At 71.4% G+C, this 18760-nt stretch carries 17 protein-coding genes and 2 pseudogenes; 4 read left to right on the forward strand and 15 right to left on the reverse strand.

Going from position 1 to position 18760, the window contains the following annotated elements:
- Nucleotides 1-251 precede the first annotated feature (251 nt).
- Nucleotides 252-1163: a LysR family transcriptional regulator gene (locus AB0B41_RS11955; RefSeq protein ID WP_358201909.1), complete on the forward strand. Its 912-nt coding sequence runs from the start codon at nucleotides 252-254 to the stop codon at nucleotides 1161-1163.
- A gap of 39 nt (nucleotides 1164-1202) precedes the next feature.
- On the opposite strand, the gene AB0B41_RS11960 is transcribed toward AB0B41_RS11955, so the two are convergent.
- Both AB0B41_RS11960 and AB0B41_RS11965 read right to left on the reverse strand, forming a co-directional pair.
- Complete coding sequence (locus AB0B41_RS11960; RefSeq protein ID WP_358201912.1) at nucleotides 1203-1415, reverse strand: hypothetical protein; 213 nt, start codon at nucleotides 1413-1415, stop codon at nucleotides 1203-1205.
- Between the two features lie 26 nt (nucleotides 1416-1441).
- Complete coding sequence (locus AB0B41_RS11965; RefSeq protein WP_358201914.1) at nucleotides 1442-2701, reverse strand: acyl-CoA dehydrogenase family protein; 1260 nt, start codon at nucleotides 2699-2701, stop codon at nucleotides 1442-1444.
- Between the two features lie 114 nt (nucleotides 2702-2815).
- On the opposite strand from AB0B41_RS11965, the gene AB0B41_RS11970 reads away from it, so the two are divergent.
- Both AB0B41_RS11970 and AB0B41_RS11975 read left to right on the forward strand, forming a co-directional pair.
- Nucleotides 2816-4939 carry an aldehyde dehydrogenase family protein gene (locus tag AB0B41_RS11970; RefSeq protein ID WP_358201998.1) on the forward strand — a complete coding sequence of 708 codons (2124 nt, stop codon included), beginning with the start codon at nucleotides 2816-2818 and terminating at the stop codon, nucleotides 4937-4939.
- A 127-nt stretch (nucleotides 4940-5066) separates the two neighbouring features.
- Nucleotides 5067-6068 (forward strand): helix-turn-helix domain-containing protein, encoded by a 1002-nt coding sequence (locus AB0B41_RS11975; RefSeq protein ID WP_358201916.1) that lies wholly within the window; start codon nucleotides 5067-5069, stop codon nucleotides 6066-6068.
- 105 nt (nucleotides 6069-6173) lie between these two features.
- Here the strand turns inward: AB0B41_RS11975 and AB0B41_RS11980 are convergent.
- The 3 genes and pseudogenes from AB0B41_RS11980 to dmpG all read right to left on the reverse strand — a co-directional run.
- Nucleotides 6174-6430 (reverse strand): annotated as a pseudogene (locus AB0B41_RS11980) (molybdopterin-dependent oxidoreductase); the annotation flags it as partial.
- A gap of 4 nt (nucleotides 6431-6434) precedes the next feature.
- Nucleotides 6435-6680 carry a hypothetical protein gene (locus AB0B41_RS11985; protein WP_358201919.1) on the reverse strand — a complete coding sequence of 82 codons (246 nt, stop codon included), beginning with the start codon at nucleotides 6678-6680 and terminating at the stop codon, nucleotides 6435-6437.
- A 79-nt stretch (nucleotides 6681-6759) separates the two neighbouring features.
- A pseudogene (dmpG, locus tag AB0B41_RS11990) lies at nucleotides 6760-7398 on the reverse strand (4-hydroxy-2-oxovalerate aldolase); the annotation flags it as partial.
- A gap of 717 nt (nucleotides 7399-8115) precedes the next feature.
- Between dmpG and AB0B41_RS11995 the strand changes: the two are divergent.
- A complete protein-coding gene (locus AB0B41_RS11995; RefSeq protein ID WP_358201920.1) occupies nucleotides 8116-9039 on the forward strand; it encodes an LLM class flavin-dependent oxidoreductase in 924 nt (307 codons plus the stop codon).
- Between the two features lie 419 nt (nucleotides 9040-9458).
- Here AB0B41_RS11995 and AB0B41_RS12000 read toward each other — a convergent pair whose 3' ends face one another.
- The 10 genes from AB0B41_RS12000 to AB0B41_RS12045 form a co-directional block, all read right to left on the reverse strand.
- Complete coding sequence (locus tag AB0B41_RS12000; RefSeq protein ID WP_358201922.1) at nucleotides 9459-10799, reverse strand: MFS transporter; 1341 nt, start codon at nucleotides 10797-10799, stop codon at nucleotides 9459-9461.
- 60 nt (nucleotides 10800-10859) lie between these two features.
- Nucleotides 10860-11639: an SDR family NAD(P)-dependent oxidoreductase gene (locus AB0B41_RS12005; RefSeq protein ID WP_358201925.1), complete on the reverse strand. Its 780-nt coding sequence runs from the start codon at nucleotides 11637-11639 to the stop codon at nucleotides 10860-10862.
- The gene (locus tag AB0B41_RS12010) at nucleotides 11636-13120 is read right to left on the reverse strand and encodes a fatty acid--CoA ligase family protein (protein ID WP_358201927.1); all 1485 of its coding nucleotides are present in this window, start codon (nucleotides 13118-13120) and stop codon (nucleotides 11636-11638) included. The genes AB0B41_RS12005 and AB0B41_RS12010 overlap by 4 nt, the downstream gene beginning before the upstream one ends.
- Before the next feature lie 2 nt (nucleotides 13121-13122).
- On the reverse strand, nucleotides 13123-13443 hold the full coding sequence (locus tag AB0B41_RS12015) for an EthD family reductase (protein ID WP_232872612.1): 321 nt from the start codon (nucleotides 13441-13443) through the stop codon (nucleotides 13123-13125).
- 20 nt (nucleotides 13444-13463) lie between these two features.
- Entirely contained in the window at nucleotides 13464-13829 is a 366-nt protein-coding gene (locus tag AB0B41_RS12020; RefSeq protein WP_232872613.1) for a hypothetical protein, read from the reverse strand.
- Nucleotides 13826-14194 (reverse strand): nuclear transport factor 2 family protein, encoded by a 369-nt coding sequence (locus AB0B41_RS12025; RefSeq protein ID WP_358201930.1) that lies wholly within the window; start codon nucleotides 14192-14194, stop codon nucleotides 13826-13828. The genes AB0B41_RS12020 and AB0B41_RS12025 overlap by 4 nt, the downstream gene beginning before the upstream one ends.
- Nucleotides 14195-14320: 126 nt before the next feature.
- A complete protein-coding gene (locus AB0B41_RS12030) occupies nucleotides 14321-14965 on the reverse strand; it encodes a TetR/AcrR family transcriptional regulator (RefSeq protein WP_037048929.1) in 645 nt (214 codons plus the stop codon).
- Nucleotides 14966-15017: 52 nt separating this feature from the next.
- Complete coding sequence (locus AB0B41_RS12035; RefSeq protein ID WP_358201932.1) at nucleotides 15018-16349, reverse strand: FAD-dependent oxidoreductase; 1332 nt, start codon at nucleotides 16347-16349, stop codon at nucleotides 15018-15020.
- Nucleotides 16350-16379: 30 nt separating this feature from the next.
- A complete protein-coding gene (locus AB0B41_RS12040) occupies nucleotides 16380-17456 on the reverse strand; it encodes an acyl-CoA dehydrogenase family protein (RefSeq protein ID WP_358201934.1) in 1077 nt (358 codons plus the stop codon).
- On the reverse strand, nucleotides 17453-18757 hold the full coding sequence (locus AB0B41_RS12045) for an acyl-CoA dehydrogenase family protein (protein WP_358201936.1): 1305 nt from the start codon (nucleotides 18755-18757) through the stop codon (nucleotides 17453-17455). The genes AB0B41_RS12040 and AB0B41_RS12045 overlap by 4 nt, the downstream gene beginning before the upstream one ends.
- Between the last annotated feature and the right edge of the window lie 3 nt (nucleotides 18758-18760).

Raw genomic sequence — 18760 nt, forward strand, 5'->3', positions numbered from 1 at the left:
GTGACGGCCGCCGTTGCCGAATGCGAACTGGAGCCAAGATGACCTGGGACGGGCCTACAGCACAATCACGAGTACCGGCAGACCTGTGAAGCTTTACTTCACGCTAGATCGCCGTCGCAGACCCCTGGAGTGGCACTGAATCACCGTATGGCCTGACCAGGGGCTCACTCCTGCCTGAAGTAGAGTGGCGCGACGCAGCGAAGAGCTGCACCCTGAGCGCGAAACTTGCTCGTCCGTTCTGGAGGACCCCTGTGCTCGACATCCGCCGGCTGGCCCTGCTCGCAGCGGTCCTGGACTCCGGGTCGATGACCGCTGCGGCTGAGCAGCTCGGCTACTCACCCTCCGCCGTCTCGCAACAGCTGCGTCGTCTCGAGGTCGAAGCAGGGCAACCGCTCCTGCACCGACAAGCGCGGGGAGTGCGCCCCACCGAGGCGGGTGCCCTTCTCGCGGGGCACGCCAGACATCTCGTGCGACGCCTCGAGGCCGCCGAGGCGGACCTCGCCGAGCTCGCCGGCCTGCGCAGGGGCACATTGTCGGTCGGCACCTTCCCCACCGTCGCCAGCGCGCTGCTACCACTGGTCGTCAGCCGCTTCCGCAGGCAGTATCCCGACATCCGTCTCGACGTGCGCAGCGCGCGCTTCGACGAGCTGATGGCCATGCTGGAGAGCGGCACGGTCGGCCTGTCCCTGCTGTGGGACTACGAGTGGAACCGGCTCGATCCGGCCGAGTTCTCGCTCACTCCACTCCTCGACGACCCCACTGTCCTCGTCGTCGCGGCCGACCATCGCCTCGCCCGCCGCCGCCACACCACGATGTCGGAGCTCGCCACCGAGGACTGGATCGTCCGGGCTCATGACCATCCGGTCGCCGAGGTGCTCGAACGCAGCTGCCGCGCCGCCGGCTTCTCTCCGCGCATCTCGTTCGAGGCCAACGACTACCAGGAAGCGCAGGCGATGGTCAGCGTCGGTCTCGGCGTTGCCCTCGCACCGCGAACCGCCGTGACGACCACCCATCCGGACGTCCGGGTCCTGGGGCTGGGGCGAGACGCTCCGTCCCGCCGGATCCTGGTGGCACACCGTCAAGACCGGCTCCGCGCTCCCGCTGAACTGGCGATGCATCAACTGCTGGTGGAGATATCACGGGAGTACCAGACGCGGGTCTGACCGCTCCGGAACCGCCCTTCCCGTCAGCCGTGGCGGGTCCTACCCCAGGTATCGATTGACGCTGACGTCGTCCTCGTAGGGATTCCTCGGCCCGGTCGGTGGCGTCGACCCGGCACCGGCGGGGTCGAGCTGTGTGACCTCGGAGGAGCTTGCTCGAAGGGGCTCATCGCTGTCTTGTCCCTCGACGACGACGACGACGACGACGACAACAACAACAACGACGACGACGACGTGCGGGCGATCCGCCCGCACGCCGTCGACACCCTGGATCCCGTCGATCAGCTCCCCGTGGAGAGACGGTTCTCCGCCAGCGCCAGGTGGTCGTAGCTCGGCTCCATGAACTGCTCGTGCAGCGCGCGGCGCCGCACACCCATGTTCCCGCCGTCATAGACCGGGAAGCAGAGGACGTCCTGCATGATCGCGGCGATCGGCGTCTTGTCCCCGTAGCCGTCGACGCCGACCAACCGCATGGCGTCGTAGACGGTCTGCACGGACAGCTCCGAGGCGTAGACCTTGGTGATGTTGGCCAGCTCGCGGTCCTGGCCGTCGGTCTTGTCGAAGTGGTCCGCGGCCTTCCAGGACAGGTACCGCGCGGCTTCGATGCGCATCTTGATGTCGGCGAGCATGTAGCCGGCGTTCTGGTACTCGATCACCGGGTGCGGGCCCGAGCGGCTGTCGGTCTTCGCGAACTCGTAGGCGTACTCGAACGCCGCACGCATCCGTCCGACACACGCGGCGCCGATCGGCGCGCAGGTCCAGGAGAAGGCGCTCTTCACCATCGTGATGCCGTCACCGGGCCGGCCGATCATGTTGCTGAGCGGGACGCGCACGTCCTTGAACTCGACCCGCGGCGAGTTGGTGGCGCGGTGGCCGATGGTGTCGATCATCCCGGTGATCTCGACGCCGGGGGTTCCCCGCTCGACGACGACGATCGCCAGCGACTCCTGCGGGGGCAGCGCCGGATCGGTCCGACAGACGACGCTGATCAGGTCGGAACCCTTGCCGTCCCAGCCGGACGCGTTCGTGGTGTAGTGCTTCGCCCCGTTCAGGACGATCTCGTCACCCTCGATCCGGGCGAAGGTCTGCACACCCACCTTCGGGTCCGGGGAGTCGTAGTTCGCTCCGCCCGTGACCTCGGTGTAGGCGATAGCGGCCAGCCTGGGCTCGCTCCCGCCGAAGGGCGTCAAGAACCGGCGCTTCTGCTCCTCGGTGCCGAAGTTCACGATCGGGTAGAGACCGAGTCCGGTGCCCAGGACGGCCGACGCCACGTTGACGTCGACGCGAGCGATCTCTTCGACGGCCAGGACGAACTGGAGCGAGGTGAACTTCGCGCCGCCGTACTCGGCGGGGATGAGCGCTTTCACGAACCCCGCGTCGACCATCTGCTGGAAGAAGGGCTTGAGGGCGTAGAACCGCTCCTCGGGCTTGCCGAACGGCGCGATGGCGTCGTCAACGCCGCTCAGCACGGTGCTCGCGAACTCCCTAGCCTGCGTCCGGACCGCCATCTGGTCCGTGTCCAGCGTGAAGTCCAGCGTCATAGTCTCCCCTTCGGCTTCGTGTCCGTACGCCTCACTGCGTGCGGACGTCGAAGGACGATGGTGGCCATTGGGACGCGCGATGGCTTGAACAGGACTGCACACGCCGTGGGATGGATGTGCAGATGTCCCTCACGTGTCCAGATCTGGAACAGGAGACCGGTGAAGGGCGGGCCACTCATCTGGCGGATCGGTGACCTGCTCTCGGAGCGCGCTGAGGTCTTCGGGCAGCTCGAGTCGCTGGACAACGGCAAGTCGGCCGGTATCGCCCAGGTCGTGGACGTGGGGTGGTCTGCGGACGTCTTCCGCTACTACGCAGGCTGGGCAACGAAGATCGAGGGCAAGACGGTCAACGTGTCGATGCCGTTCGCCCCGGAGGGTGCGCAGTTCCACGCCTACACGCTGCGTGAGCCGCTCGGCGTCTGCCGCCAGATCGTGCCCTGGAACTTCCCGCTGCCTATGGCAGCCTGGAAGATCGCCCCCGCACTCGCGGCCGGCAACACCGTGGTCCTCAAGCCGGCCGAGCAGACGCCCCTGACCGCACTGCTGCTCGGCGAGCTGTTCGAGGAGGCCGGCTTCCCGCCTGGGGTCGTCAACATCGTGACCGGCTTCGATCGCGACAAGGCCGTCGCCGGATTCGAATGGCCCGTCTTCGACGGTCCGTTCAACTGGGCGCACGACTGGTTCGACCTCATCGCCACCGGCGTCGAGCGCGACGAACTGCGCATCGTCGAGGAGGACGGCAGCACTGCCGCGTACTCGTTCGAACAGCTTCGGCTGCGGTCCAACCAGGTCGCACGCTGGCTCGTCGAGCAGGGGATCAGACGAGGTGACAGCGTCCTCCTCATGCTCGGTAACCAGGTCGAGCTGTGGGAGGCCCTGCTGGCGGTGATGAAGATCGGCGCGGTGATCATGCCGACGACCACGGCACTCGGCGCGAACGACCTGCCCGACCGGCTCTCGCGTGGTGGAGCTCGGTGCGTGGTGGCGAACGCTGCCGACGCGGCGAAGTTCGACGGCATCGCCGACTCGTTGGTCAGGGTCGCCGTCGGTGGGGCGCCCGCGGGCTGGCGCGATTACGCCGACACCGCCACGGCCCCGGATGAGGCGCTCCCGCACCCGGGGACGACCGCGGCGGACCGCCTGCTGCTCTACTTCACCTCCGGCACGACGAGCCGACCGAAGCTGGTGGAGCACACCCAGGTGTCGTACCCGGTCGGCCACCTCGCGACGACCTACTGGCTCGGCATCAGGCCCGGCGACACCCATCTGAACATCAGCTCCCCGGGGTGGGCAAAGCACGCCTGGAGCTGCTTCTTCGCGCCGTGGATCGCGGAAGCGACGATCGTCGTCTACAACTACGCGCGCTTCGACGCGGCCGCTCTGCTCGGCCAGATCCGTTCCCACGAGGTGACGACCTTCTGCGCCGCGCCAACGGTCTGGCGGATGCTGATCAAGGCCGACCTGTCCGACGGGCCGGGACCACTCCGCGAGGTCATCTCCGCGGGGGAGCCGTTGAACCCCGAGGTCGTCGAACAGGTGCACGCACACTGGGGTCTGACGCTGCGCGACGGGTACGGACAGACCGAGACGACGGCACAGATCGGGAACTCGCCGGGCTCGGCGGTGAACCCGGGCTCGATGGGCAGGCCGCTGCCCGGCGTTCCCATCGTCCTGGCCGACCCGCTGACCGGAGAGGCCACCGAGGACGAGGGCGAGATCTGCATCGACCTCTCGCGGCACCCGACCAGCCTCATGACCGGTTACGTAGAGGATCCGCAACGCACTGACGAGGCGATGGCGGGCTGGCTCTACCACACCGGGGACGTCGCCTCCCGAGACGCGGACGGCTACCTCTTCTCCATCGGCCGGACCGACGACGTGTTCAAGGCGTCGGACTACAAGGTGTCACCCTTCGAGCTCGAGAGCGTGCTGATCGAGCACCCGGCCGTCACCGAAGCGGCTGTCGTCCCCGCACCCGATCCGGTCCGGCCGAAGGCGTACGTGGCCGTGTCGGCAGGGTGGGCGCCCGACAGGGAGACCGCCCTCTCCATCCTCAGGCACGCCCGCGAGAAGCTCGCCCCCTTCCAGCGGATCCGACGCCTGGAGTTCATCGAGCTGCCCCAGGCCGTCTCCGGCAAGATCCGACGCGTCGAGCTCCGGCAGCGCAAGACCGACGAGCCCGAGGCCGCACACGAGTACGAGTGGCGCGACGACCAGTTCCCCGAGCTGCGCGCCTGACCTCGCTCGTACCGAACCTGTCCTCGGCCTCGTTCTCACCGCTACAGTTGCAGCCTCACAGAACTGGCAACGGAGGGTGGTCACCCGCCGTGCGAGTGGCACGGCCCGAGGCCGAGGGGAGGCCGACGTGCGGTACTGGACCACCGCGGACCGGCCTACCGGCGAGCAGTTCAGCTACTGGCGAGAGGTGATCTGCGAGGCCTTCACCCCGTTGGCCGCCCAGCGCGCCGACGCCCGGCGGGGACGGGCGCCCGACGATCCGGGCATAGCGAGCTGGGTCCGCTCGTCGCCGCTGAGCGGGACCAACTGCGCGGAGGTCACCTCGAAGAGCCAGTTGATCCTTCACGGGCCCGCCGAGGTCCGCCGGACTCGTTCCGACCACGTCTTCGTCAACCTGCAGCTGCGTGGCCATTGCGTCGGTAGTCAGGGGGACCGGACGTGCGTCGTGAAGCCGGGCGGCTTCGCTCTGTTCGACACCACGAGCGAGTACCGGCTGGACTTCGTCGGCGACGGACCGGACCAGGAGTGGCAGGTCCTGTCCTTCCGAGTGCCTCGCGACCAGGTACTTCCGCTGCTCGCCGACGGCCGTGGCTTCACCGCGGTCGCCCATGACGCCACCGTCGCAGGTTCTGCCAACCTGGTGGCGTCGACGATGACATCGCTCTGGCGCAACGTCGGGGATCTGGATCCTCGGGCACGGGACACCGCGGACATCGCGTTCAGCTCCGTGCTGGCCGCCGCCACAGGCGCCAACGACACCTGGCGGGACACGTCCCGCGAGTCCGTCGACGCCGCGCTTCGAGCGGCGATCGTGAGGTATCTCGCCGCCAACGTCGCTCACCTCCGGCTGACGGCCGATCACGTCGCCGGACGGTTCGGCATCTCCGTGCGCAAGCTCCATCGGCTCTTCGAGGGAGATCGACGCAGCTTCGGAAAGACCGTGGCCGCCCTTCGGGTGGAGGGGTGCGCCCGCGAGCTCTCGTCGCAGACCGAGCGGCGCTCTCTGGCAGAGCTTGCCGGCCGATGGGGCTTCGCCGACCAGTCCCATCTGAGCCGTGCGTTCCGGGCGCACTACGGATGCTCGCCCACGGACTTCCGAGAAAGCGTTGCCGCCTCGGAGACCGGATAGCGGTCACGGCCGAAGGAGCTCGGCCTCCATGGTCTCCATGGTCGACCGCAACTCCGCGACCATCGCGGCGACGGATGGCCGCCTCAGGGTGTCGGCGCGGGCGACTCAGTCAGCCTGATAGCGCTGCTCCAGCCAGGGGTCGCCGCGGTCGTGGTAGCCGTTGCGCTCCCAGAACCCCGGCTCGTCGTGGTCCATGAACTGCAGACCCGAGACCCATTTGGCGCTCTTCCAGAAGGAGAGGTGGGGACGAGGAGCCGAGCCGGGCCGCCGTGCTCGGCGGGCAGCGGTTCCCCGTCGACCGACCACACCACCCACGCCTTCCCGCCGGTGAGATCCGCGAGGGGGAGGTTGGTCGTGTAGCCGGTCCTACTGACCGCCGACGAGCCCGCGGCGGCCGACCTCGACCAGGATGTCGCGCGTGTCCAGGCCATGTTCGCGCGCCGCCCGCTCGGCGTGGCGCAGGAAGCTGGAGTAGACCCCCGCGTAGCCCAGGCTCAGCGTCTCGCGGTCGACCCGGACGGGCCGGTCCTGCAACGGCCGCACGAGGTCGTCGGCGGCGTCCTGCAGGGCGAAGAGGTTGCAGCCGCGCCTCCAGCCCCGCAAATCTGCCACCGCGACGAACGCCTCGATCGGGCAGTTGCCCCGCCCCCGCGCCCTGTCCGGCGAGCGACGCGTCGACCCGCGTCACCCCCTCCTCGACGGCGACCACCGAGTTGGCGACCGACAGTGAGAGGTTCTCGTGGGCGTGTATGCCGATCTCAGTGGCCGGGTCGAGGACGTCCCGGTAGGCGCGCACGCGGTCGCGGACGTCGTCCATGGTCAGGCGGCCGCCGGAGTCGGTGACGTAGACGCACCGCGCGCCGGCATCCTCCATGATCTTCGCCTGCTTCGCCAGATCCGTGGCCGGCGCCAGATGCGACATCATGAGGAAGCCCGAGACGTCCATCCCCAGGTCGCAGGCCCTGCCGATGTGCTGCACCGCGATGTCGGCCTCGGTCGCGTGGGTCGCCACCCGGACCGACCGCACCCCGAGATCATGGGCCTTCTGCAGCTCGTGCACGGTGCCGATCCCCGGCAGCAGCAACGTGGTCAGCACCGCGCGCTCCACGACCTCCGCGGCCGCGGAGATCCACTCCCAGTCGGTGTTGCTGCCCGGGCCGTAGGTCAGGCTCGCCCCGGCGAGCCCGTCGCCGTGGGCGACTTCAATCGCGTCCACCGCGGCCGCGTCGAGTGCGCCGGCGATCCGGCGCAGGTCCGCCGGGTCGAGGCGGTGCCGGACGGCGTGCATGCCGTCCCGCAGGGTGACGTCCTGGATGTAGAGCCGGCTCATCGAACTGCCTCCACGGGCAGAGCGGAACGGACAGCCAGCAGCTCCGCGGTGCGCAGCGCGGCCTCGGCCAACCGGAGCGCAGCGCCTCGATGCGCTGGGCTACGACGAGGCCTGGATCGGCGAGCACCATTCCGCGCGCCCGCTCGCCGGCAGCGAGCGCCGCGGGCTCCGTCGTCCCGAGGTGCCAACTCGGGCACCGAGGACGACCAGCCGCGCGCCGGACCCGCGGGCGATGTCGCCAGGCGGACCGCACAGACGTCTGCGTGCTCCGCGATCGGCTTCGTCGCCCGTCCGCTCGGCGGAGTCGTCGATCGCCGCGGGTCGCTCGGCGCTGCGTCGCTCGAGCGTGCAGCCGAGGTCGAGCCGGATGGTCCCGCCCGGGCCGGGGGTCCTCCGAGTCGGTGCGAGTCGGCGGCGGCGGAGCGCGGACCGCGGCGTCGAGGTCCGGTTCCGACAGCCGTGAGAACGGGATGCCGAGTGCTGCCCACCGCGTCGCCACGTCCAGGTCGTCGGAGGCGAGGAACAGGGACGAAGGCGACCGCGTTGGGCAACCCGTCGTTCGACCGGTCCGGCGCCGGCAGCGCCGCCTTCCCGCAGATGGCCGAGAGCGCCCCGAGCGGGCGGCGCGGCGGCGCCTTGCCAGCCAGCCGATCGCCGCCAGTGCCGAGGCCGTGCTTGGCTCGAGCCTCGCTCAGAGCCAGCTCGACCGCCGCCGCCATGTACCTCGGCCCCCTGTTCTTCTCCGGGTCCGCGGCCCACACCGAACGCATCGCCCTCGGCCCGGGTGTCGCCGCGGCCGGCACCCGGCTCGCACCCGTCACGGCCCACTCCATCGCGTCGGTGGCGAAGCTGGCGCCGGGCCGGACCTTTCTCGGTATCGGCACGGGCCACACGTCGATGCGGGTCATGGGCCGCAAGCCCATGCCCGTCGGTGAGCTCAGGACCTACGTGCGCACGGTGCGCGGTCTGCTCGCGGGCGAGGAGGTGGACCTCGGCGGAGGCGCACACACCCGCGTCCTGATCCGCGACCAGGGGTTCGTCGACCTCGACCACCCCATCCCGGTCGTCGTGGGCGCCAACGGCCCGCGCGCCCTGCGCCTCGCGGGCGCGGAGGGCGACGGTGTCGTCCCGATCGCCGTGACCCGCCCGGACGAGGTCGAGGGCGCCACTGAGCTGGTGGCCGAGGGCGCCGCCCGGTCCGGCCGCGCCCTTCCTCCGGACTTCGCCACGACGTCGATGACGAACGTCGTCGTGCTGGCGGAAGGCGAGTCGGCGACCTCGTCGCGCGTGCTCGCGATGACCGACTCCTGGGTGGGCGCCGCGATCCACTTCGCCTACGAGATGTGGTCGATCCGGGAGGACGAGGACGCCGTCCCGCCGCCCTTCCGACCCTTCTGCGAGGAGTACTGCGCGCACGTCGCCGGGATGGAGACCCCCGAGGACCGCCGCTACCTCGAACTGCACGACGGCCACGCCACCTGGCTGCCCGCCGCCGAGCGCACGTTCCTGACCGAGGACGCCGTCCGGGCGGTCACGATCGTGGGCACCGTCGACGAGGTCGTGGAGCAGATCCGGGAGGCCGAACAGGCCGGCGTGACCGAGCTGGCGCTCCAGACCCGCTGGCCACTGCCCGAGACGTGATGCGGGAGTTCGCCGAACGGGTCCGTCCGGCGCTCTGGGCGACATTCGGGGAGCACCGAGGACGGGCGACCGGTCACCATTTTGGTCACCGCTTACAGCCAACCACAGCTGCGGACACACATCGTTGCTCATGATCAAGGAGCTCACCGACCGTGGCGGACGAGATCGGCTTCCGACGCAACCGCTCCGCGGTCGCCGCGCACGCCTGGCCGGCGTCGCCCTCGACGGGAAAGGTCTACCGCGGCTCATAGAGTGACATGCCGCAGCGCCGCCCCAGTTCGGCGATCTGGTCGGCCAGGCCCGCATGTCGTGACCGCCGAAGTTGCGGACCGCCCACGTGCAGCGTGTCCTCGGGATGTCGGGCGAGGATCACCGAGCCCGTGGAAGCGGGGGAAGGTCAAACAGTACGTCGCCGTTGCTCAGGTCTGCGCGGTGGACGAACTGCCGAGCGTCGAGTTCTCGGTGTCCTCGCTCCCGAGGGTGTCTCGCGAGGTCTCGCGGGTGATCGCGACGAACGCGAGGCCGACGAGGGCAGCGAAGATCAAGTAGAACGCGGGCGCCAACGTGTTGCCGGTCAACGTGACCAGGGCGGTCGCGATCACCGAGACCAGGCCCGAGCCCAGCACTCCGCCGATGTTGAAGCCGATCGAGACGCCGGTGTAGCGAACGCGTGTCGGGAACAGCTCGGGGAGCAGGGTGTAGAGCACGCCCTGCTGCACGGCGAAGGGGATGTTCAGGATGATCGCCGCCACCATGGCCCAGACCAGGGAGCCCTGCTGCATCACCCAGTAACAGGGCACCGCCAGGACGACGAACCCGAGCGCCGCCGCTGCCAGCACGGCTCGACGCCCGAACCGGTCGCTCAGTGCGCCGGCCAACGGCACCACCCCGACCGGCAGCAGCACGATCAACACGATCAACCACAGCGAACCCGTCAGCGAGTACCCGAGCACCGCTGAGAGGTGCACCAGGATGTACACCGAGGCGAGGCTGCCGGTCGTCAACGTGGCATAGACGATGCCGACGGTCCGCACCACCGAACCCCCGTGGTTTCGGAGGACCTCGGTCACGGGAGCCTTGACCGGCTCGGACTCCTGGACCATCTCCTTGAAGACCGGCGAGTCCTCCACCCGCATCCGGTAGAGCACCGCGCCGACCAGGAGGGGGCCTGCGATCAGGAACGGGATGCGCCAGCCCCACGAGGCGAGCTGCTCGGGCGTCGTGACCGCGGTGACGGTCCCGACGGCCGCGGCGGCACCCGCGAGGCCCAGCGCGACACCGACGGACGTGGCCGAGCCGAACAGGCCGCGGCGTCGCGACGGGGCGGACTCGGCCGCCAACGAGGCGGCACCTCCGATCTCGCCACCGGCAGAGATGCCCTGCACGATCCGGAGCACGGCGAGCAGGATCGGCGCGGCGACGCCGAGGGTGGCGAAGGTCGGCAGGAGTCCCGTCAGCACGGTCGAGACGCCCATCAGGCTCACCGTCGCCATGAGCACGATGCGCCGGCCACGTCGATCACCGATCCGCCCGAAGATCACTCCACCGAGCGGGCGGGCGGCGAACCCGCCGGCCACGACGACCAGCGTCGACAGGACGCCGACGAGCCCGTCCTGGCTCGGGAAGAACAACGGCGCGAGGACGACGGCGAGGTAGCCGTAGATCGCGAAGTCGTAGTACTCGATGGCGGTACCGACGGCGGCGGCGATACTCGCCCGCCGGCCGGTTCGGGCCGCCTCCTCGGGGGTGACCTGGGACATCGGCGCTCCTTCGCGCTGCGTCGACCCGGGCCGTGGCCCTGAGGTCGTGGATGGTGACTGCTAGGTGGCGTGGTACCCGCCGTCGACAGGCACGGTGAGGCCGGTGATCCACGCGGCCTCGGCAGAGAGCAGGAACGCCACCACCCCGGCGACGTCCGCGGGCGTGGGCAGCCCGGGGATCGGTGTCTGGGAGGTGACCAGGCGTTCCATCGCGGACGGGTCGGGCGCGTTCTGGATGTGCTGCTCCACCAGCGGTGTACGGACGGCGGTCGGGGCAACGGCATTGACCCGCACCCCGCAGGCTGCGTACTCGATGGCCGCGGAGCGGGTCAGCCCGACGATCCCGGCCTTCGAGAAGCTGTACGGCGCCATATTGGGCTTGCCGGACAACCCGGACGAGGAGGCCATGTTCACCACGGCACCGCCCTCGCCGGCGACCATGGCCCGCAGGGTCGCGCGCAGCACGTGGAACGCGCCGTCGGCGTTGACCCGCATGACGGTCGACCAGATCGCGTCGGTCGTCTCGTGGACCGGCACCTGCGGGCCGACCACGCCGGCGTTGTTGACCAGGGCGTCGATCCGACCGTGCCGGGCGGCCACCGTGTCGATCACGGTGTCGATCACGGCGTCGACGGCGGCTGCGTCGGTCACGTCGACCTCGTGCGCGGTGGCGTGGGGGAGCTCGTCGGCCAGCTCGGCCACGGCCCGCAGGTCGCGGTCCAGCAGCGCGACGGTGGCCCCCTCGGCGGCCAGCCGCTCTGCCGCGGCGGTCCCGAGGCCGGAGCCGGCCCCGGTGACGACGGCGACCGAGCCCTCGAACCGGCGGGCCGCCGTCGTCACGCCGGGGCCCCGTCCCGCAGCTCGCGGGCCAGCCGGGACGCGTCGGCGCGGGAGAGCTTGCCCACCCGGTTCTGCGGCAGCGCCTCCACCCGGAACACGAACTCCGGCCACTTGCCCTTCGTCAGGCCGAGCTCGCCGAGGTGACGCTGCAGCTCGGCGAGGTCGAGATCGGCCCGCTCGGTGACCAGCAGGACCGCGATCCGCTCCCCCAGCACCTCGTCCGGCACCGGGACCACGCAGACCTGGTCGACCTGCGGATGGCGGGCCACCGCGGTCTCGACCTCGGTGATGTCGATGTTGCGCCCGCCGCGGATGATGATGTCCTTCTCCCGGCCCTTGATCGAGATCGTGCCGTCCGAAGCGGTCTCGACGAGGTCGCCGGTCGGGAAGAACCCGTCCGCGGTCAGCTCGGGCGGGACCACGGCCCCGGCCCGCGCGTAGCCCTCGAACAGCGAGGGGCCGCGCACCTGGGCCCGTCCGGTCGCCCCGCCCGGGAGCGGCGCGCCGCCCTCGTCGACGGCGCGCAGCTCGGTGCCCGGGAAGGGCATGCCGTCGGTGCCGAGCCGCTTCTCGGGGGTGTCGTCGGGGAGCGAGGTGGTGTGGCCCAGGCATTCCGACATCCCGAAGACCCGCAGGAAGCGCGTCCCGAGGTGCTGCTCGGCCCGGCCCAGCGCGCCCGCGTCCATCGGACCCCCGCCGACGGTCATCGCGGTCATCGCGGTCAGCAGGCCCGGCTCGCGGGCGGCCCCGCCCATCTGCAGCGCCATCGTGGGCACGCACATCGTCCAGCGGGCCTCGTGCTCGGCCATCAGGTCGACCGCGGCGGCCGGGTCCCAGCGGTCAGCCAGCAGCACGCGCCCGCCGAGCATGAGCGGCAGGTACAGGCCGAAGCAGACGGCGGCGGCGGACGACAGCGGGACGAGTGCGGCGACCGTGTCCCCGGGCCGTAGCCCGACCGCGTCGATCGTGGCCTGCCCGGCGTAGCGCAGCGACGCCTCGGACTGCACCACACCCTTGGCGCGGCCGGTCGAGCCCGAGGTCAGGCCGATGACCACCCCACCCCGCCACCGGCCGCCGTCGCGGGCGGGCCGGGCCGCGAGCCGCCAGCCGTCCAGGACCTCGGCCGCCGCAGGGAGCCCGACCGCCCAGTCCTGGGTGATGCCGGGGGCGGCGACGACGGCGTCCGGGTCGATGTCCTCGCACGCCGTGGCGAACTCCTGCCGAGTCGCGTGCCTGCTGATCAGGGCGAGCGTGCCCGCGAGCCTGCCCACTGCCACGGCGGCGACGACGGTGCGCCACGAGTTGTCCGCCTGCACCAGCAGCGTGGGGCGGGGGCCGGTCGCCTCGCGCAGCGCCGCGGCCAGCGCGGCGCCCTGCTCCAGGATCGCGGCGAGCCGGTGCGGGCCGTCGGCGTCGATCGCGACGACGTCGTCCGGCGCCGCCGCGGCGCGCCGGTCCAGGTCCAGAACGAGCTGTCGCATCGTCAGGCCCGGAACATCTCGCGCTCGTCGCCGAGCAGGGCGATCCGCTTGCCCCGCATGGCGCCCACGTGCCGGACCGCGGCGGCCCACTCGTCGCTCGCGAGGGCGGCACGGGCGGCTGCCTCGTCGTCGAAGCTCAGGACGGACAGGCCGTCCCAGCCCTCCGACCGCGGCTCGAGCGCGCTCGACACGGCGGTGTGGCGCCAGGCCCGCAGCCCCGGCAGGGGGTAGGTCACCTCGGCGTGCTCGCCGCGCCACCAGGTGATGAACTGCTCGTGGGTCCAGTCCGAGGGACGGGCGGCGAGCAGGGCGAGGTTGAACATCTCCGGTCTCCTCTTGAGTCTCAGGCCTCGATGTCGAACTCCGGGGAGCGGCCGATCATCAGACCGACCACCTGCCCCGAGTCGTCCAGCCGAGCCGCGGCGACGAACGTCGACTCGAACTTCCCGCCGCGCCGCGCCTGACCCAGCACCAGCTCGTCGGATCCGACGGTCGAGGCGGACAACACGTGATGGGTCAGCACGCCCTTCTCCCGCTGGCGGAGGTACCCCTCCATCGCCTCCCGGCCGCCCGCGAAGTCCCGGGCCGCCTCGCCGCCGGTGCCGAACACGATCGAGAACCGGAAGTCCGGCGCGATCATGTCGAGGATGTCGTCCGGGGAACCGCCGTCGAGGGTGTCGAACCACTTCGCCAGGAACGGGGCGCTCACGCGGCACCGCCCGTGGGCAGCGGGAACATGCCGAACGTGGGGTGGAAGAAGGCCTGGTAGCGGACCAGGCGCTTGTCCGGCGACACCAGCGCCACCGAGGAGAACGAGCCGGTCCCCCGGCCGTCGCCCTCGGTGATGATCCCGTAGACCATCTCCAGGTCGCCGTCGGTCCCACGGGAGACGATCCGGTGGCGCCGTCCGACGGCGGGCCGCCCGGCGATGTACGCCTCGAGATCGGCCCGGCCGGAACCTCGGATCTCCTGGCCCGGCAGCGCGATGAGGAACTCGACGTCCGGTTCCACCAGGTCGAGCCCGGCCAGCGGCGTCGCGCCGTCGAGCTGCGCGTAGTAGTCCTCGATGATCATGTCGACCGTCCTCCCTGACGGTGGGCCCCGTGTGGAGGGTCCACGACCGACCGGCCCCACAAAACTGAGCTGAGTTCAGTTTGATTGAGTTCAGACTAGGCAGGCCCGGGCCCGGAGGCAAGGGGGTCAGCCGGCGTCGGGCTCCCGGCCCGCCACCATCCGCACGCAGCACCCGGTGATGAAGTCCGAGATGGTCCGCAGCTCGAGCGGGCCGCCGGGCCGGTACCAGCGCCAGACGCCGACGACGAGGCCGAGCAGGCTGCGGGCCATCATCTGCGGGTCGCGGCGGGGGAACTCCCCCGCGGCCATCCCGCGTTCGAGCAGCTCCGCCCAGTTGTGCTCGACCTGTGCCACGAGCTCGCGGCACGCCTGCCGCTCGGTCTCCTCGCGGCGCGAGGCCCGCTCGTTGGCCAGCAGGGCGATGTTGCTCTGCAGGATGCGGTTCTGCTGCACCTCCTGCGGCGAGAGCGCGTACGCGGCCTCGACCGCGGCCCGCAGGGCGTCCGACGAGCTGGACGCCCCCGCCGTGGCCTCGCGGAAGGCGGCGTCGGAGTTGCGCAGCCCGAGCCGCATGATCGTGAGCAGGCAGTGCGCCTTGGACTCGAAGTAGTGGTAGAGCGCGGTCTGCCCGATGCCGACCCGGTCCGCCACCTCGGACCACTTGGTGGCCTCGTAGCCGACCTCGCCGAAGCACTCCACGGCCGCGGCCAGGATCGCGGGCCGCTTCGACCGCGGCCCGTCGTCCGCCTCGGTCAGAGCCTCGATGCTCACATCACCACTCCCTCGTCCGGTGGCTCAGCCTAGCCGCGTGCCCGAACCGGGTTCACTTCGCGCTCACCACGTCGTCCGCCGCGGCGAGGCCGGTCGCGGCGGCGGCGGCGATGCCGCCCGCGTAGGCGCCGGCATAGATCCCGCCGACGTCCGATCCCGCCGCGTACAGCCCGGGCACCACGTCCCCCGACGCGCCGAGGACCCGTCCCCGCGCGTCGATCCGGATCCCGGCGAACGGGAAGGTGAGCGCGGTCGCGACCTCGACGACGTAGTAGGGCGCCTCGGCGAGCGGCCGCGGGTCGATCGTGCGCGGCGGGCTCGGCGGCGCCCCGCCGGCGAGCCGGGCCACCTCGTCGGCGATCCGCTCCCCGTCGTAGCCCCACTCCTCCGGCATGGCGCGGAAGTCGTCCGCGTCGTCGGCGACGACGCACCGGCCGCCCTTCCGCCGGGCCAGCGCGAACTTGTCGGTGGCGGGCGCGCCCTCCACATAGGACCCGGTGATGTACTCGCGGTAGCCGCGGGCGTCCGTCACCAGCAGGCCTCGGCCCTCCGGCTGGTCGAGCAGCGCCATGGTGGTCAGGTGGTCGCCCACGGTCTCGTCGACGAAGCGCTCGCCGGCGAGGTTGAACAGCAGCGCGTGCTCGCTGTAGTAGAGGGCGAGGTCCACGAAGTGCTCGGGCTCCAGGTCCACGTGGGCCGGGACCAGGTGCCCGTAGAAGCCGCTTCCCTCACCGGTCACGGCCCCGCCCGCCTCGGTGGCCAGCCGCAGCCCGTCGCCGCTGCTCCAGGGGTTGGAGCGCAGGGCCACGTCCCGGGCCTGCGCGTGCACGTACCGCGCACGCAGCTCCGCGTCCGCCTGGAACCCGCCGGTGGCCAGCAGGGTCGCACCGGCCCGCACGGTGTGGGTCGAGCCGTCTGCGAGGCGCAGGTCCGCGCCGGAGACCCGACCCTCGGCGTCGATCGTGAGCTTCGTGGTGTGCGCGCCGGTGGTGACCGACCCCTGTGCGAGCACGGCTCGCCGGCACGTGTCGATGTAGAGGCTGGTGTCGAACGCGTGGCCGCGGCCGAACCGCAGGATCGTGACCGCGTCCGCGACGGGGACCTCCAGGTCCCGGAGGAACGCGACGGCGTCGGCGAACCGGCCGACCACGGCGGCCTTGAGCTCCGGATCCCCGTGCGGGTTGATCTCGTCCATCGTCGCGGTGTCCGGGGCGGTCCAGAGGTAGCCGGCGAACTGCGCCGATCCCCCCAGCTCCGGGGCCCGCTCCACGACGGCCACCCGCAGCCCGGACCGGGCGGCGCGGGCGGCGGCGGTCATGCCCGCCATGCCGCCGCCGAGGACGAGGAGGTCGACCAGGTCGGTCGGGGTCGGTGCGTCGGGCATGCGTCGTCGCCTCTCTGCGTCGAAGTGTTCTCAGATGCCGAGCCGTGCGAGCAGGGTCTCCCGGTGCGCGGCGTGCTCGGCCACCAGGACGGCCGTCGTCGCCGCCCGCCGGACGTGCAGGTGCGCGGGGTGCTCCCAGGTGAAGCCGACACCGCCGTGGACCTGCACGGTCTCGGCCGCGACCCAGCGGTAGGCGTCGCCGCACACGAGGGCGGCGGTGGCCGCGGCGGTCGGCAGCTCCGCGGGATCGTCCGCGGCGGTGGCCGCGGCCCAGAGCGACGCCGAGCGGGCCGCCTCCACCTGCACAGCCATGTCGGCGCACCGGTGCTTGATCGCCTGGAAGCTGCCGATCGGGCGGCCGAACTGCAGCCGTTGTGCCGCGTAGGTCGCGGAGAGCTCCAGGGCCGCCGCTGCTCCCCCGGTCTGCTCGCAGGCCAGCGCCGCGGCCGCGCGGTCGTGCACGCGGTCGAGCACCGCCTGCGCGTCCGCGGCGAGCAGCGTCGCCGGGGTCCGGTCGAACACCACGTCCGCCAGCTGCCGGTTGGGGTCCAGCGCCCGCATCGGCGCGCGGGTGAGGCCGTCGGCCTCCGCGTCGACGACGAAGAGCGCGGACTGCCCGTCGACCGCGGCGACGGCGAACAGCAGGTCCGCCGTGGCGCCCTCGACGACGAGCGTCTTGCCCCCGGTCAGCCGCCACCCGCCGGCGTCCTCCTCCGCCCGGGTGGCCTGCCCGCTCGGCGCCTCGCGGTCCGCGAGGGTCGCGGTCGTCGATCCCGCAGCCAGCTCGGCGAGCAGCTCGTCGTTCCCCCCGGCGTGGAGCAGCACCCCCACGGCGAGGACCGCCGTGGAGAACCAAGGCAGTCGGGCCAGGGACCGGCCCAGCTCCTCGGCGACCACGCCGACCTCGCGGAAGGTCGCGCCCGCACCGCCCGCCGCCTCCGGGACGTCGAGGGCCACGACGCCGAGCTCGCCTGCCAACCGCTTCCACACCGTCGGGTCCCATGGCTGGTCGGGCTCTCGGGCGGGTTCGGTGTGCCGTGCCAGGAAGTCGCGGACCGCCGCGCGCAGGTCCTCGGCGTCGGCGTCCGGGGTGAGCCGGGGGATCATGCGTGCTCACCATCGTCCACGGCAGCCAGCACGTCGGCGAACCGCTCGCGGGCCTCCGCCTGACGGATGGGGATGATGTAGGGCGGGAACAGGCCGTCGTCGGGCTCGGTGCCGCGCAGCAGGGCCTGGGCGAGGTTGACCTTGTGGACCTCGGTGGCCCCGTCGGCGAGTCCCATGTGGAAGGACTCCATGACCCACTTGCCGAACGGCAGCTCCTTGCTGATGCCCAACGAGCCGTGGACCTGGATGGCCCGCCCGGCGACGTCCGCGAGGACCTTCGGCATGGCCGCCTTGACCGCGGAGATGTCCGCGCGGACCTTGCGGTAGTCGTTGTACTGATCGATCCGCCAGGCCGTGCGCAGCACCAGCAGCCGGAACTGCTCGAGCTGGATCCAGGAGTCCGCGATCATCTCCTGCACCAGCTGCTTGTCCGCGAGCCGCTCCCCCTTGCTGGTCCGGGACACCGCGCGGCGCTTCATCATCTCGAAGGCCGTCCGGACCAGCCCGACCGTGCGCATCGCGTGGTGGATGCGGCCGCCGCCGAGGCGGGTCTGGGCCACCGCGAAGGCCTGGCCGCGCTCGCCGAGGATGTTCTCCGCCGGCACCCGGACGTCGGTGTAGCGCAGGTAGTTGTGGCTGCCGACCGGCTCGTCGTGCCCCCACACGGACACGTCGCGGACGCGCTCGATCCCCGGGGTGTCCGCGGGCACGACGAACATCGACATCGACTTGTGTGCCGGAGCGTCCGGCTCGGTCACCGCCATCACGATCAGGAACTCCGCCCACAGGGCGTGGGAGGAGAACCACTTCTCCCCGTTGATGACCCACTCGTCGCCCTCGAGGCGGGCGGTGGTGCGGAACCCCGTCGGGTCCGACCCGCCGTGCGGCTCGGTCATCGAGAAGCACGACACGATGTCGCCTTCGATCAGCGGCTCGAGGTAGGTCTTCTTGAGGTGGTCGGTGCCGTAGTGCGCCAGGATCTCCGCGTTGCCGGAGTCCGGGGCCTGACAGCCGAACACCACAGGCCCGGAGTGGGTGCGGCCCAGCTTCTCGTTCAGCAGCGCCAGCCGCAGCTGCCCGTAGCCGGGCCCACCCAGCTCCGGGCCCAGGTGACAGGCCCACAGCTTCTTCTCACGGACCCGCTGCTGCAGGGGCTTGATCAGCGCGTTGCGCACCGGGTCCCGCGGGTTCCAGGCGTGCTCGATCACCTGGTCGACGGGCTCGATCTCGTCCCGGACGAACTCCTCGACCCAGTCGAGCTCCTCCTGGACCTCGGGGTCGTTCTCGAATCCCCAGCTCATCGA

The sequence above is a fragment of the Pseudonocardia sp. NPDC049154 genome, assembly GCF_040648315.1.
Lineage (GTDB): Bacteria > Actinomycetota > Actinomycetes > Mycobacteriales > Pseudonocardiaceae > Pseudonocardia.

Excerpts from the sequence above, each read along its gene's own strand:
- AB0B41_RS12045 (WP_358201936.1), bottom strand. The coding sequence starts at position 18,757 with ATGAGCTGGGGATTCGAGAACGACCCCGAGGTCCAGGAGGAGCTCGAC.
- AB0B41_RS11965 (WP_358201914.1), bottom strand. The coding sequence starts at position 2,701 with ATGACGCTGGACTTCACGCTGGACACGGACCAGATGGCGGTCCGGACG.
- AB0B41_RS12040 (WP_358201934.1), bottom strand. The coding sequence starts at position 17,456 with ATGATCCCCCGGCTCACCCCGGACGCCGACGCCGAGGACCTGCGCGCG.
- AB0B41_RS12010 (WP_358201927.1), bottom strand. The coding sequence starts at position 13,120 with ATGCGACAGCTCGTTCTGGACCTGGACCGGCGCGCCGCGGCGGCGCCG.
- AB0B41_RS12035 (WP_358201932.1), bottom strand. The coding sequence starts at position 16,349 with ATGCCCGACGCACCGACCCCGACCGACCTGGTCGACCTCCTCGTCCTC.
- AB0B41_RS12025 (WP_358201930.1), bottom strand. The coding sequence starts at position 14,194 with ATGATCATCGAGGACTACTACGCGCAGCTCGACGGCGCGACGCCGCTG.
- AB0B41_RS12015 (WP_232872612.1), bottom strand. The coding sequence starts at position 13,443 with ATGTTCAACCTCGCCCTGCTCGCCGCCCGTCCCTCGGACTGGACCCAC.
- AB0B41_RS12000 (WP_358201922.1), bottom strand. The coding sequence starts at position 10,799 with ATGTCCCAGGTCACCCCCGAGGAGGCGGCCCGAACCGGCCGGCGGGCG.
- AB0B41_RS11970 (WP_358201998.1), top strand. The coding sequence starts at position 2,816 with ATGTGCAGATGTCCCTCACGTGTCCAGATCTGGAACAGGAGACCGGTG.
- AB0B41_RS11995 (WP_358201920.1), top strand. The coding sequence starts at position 8,116 with ATGTACCTCGGCCCCCTGTTCTTCTCCGGGTCCGCGGCCCACACCGAA.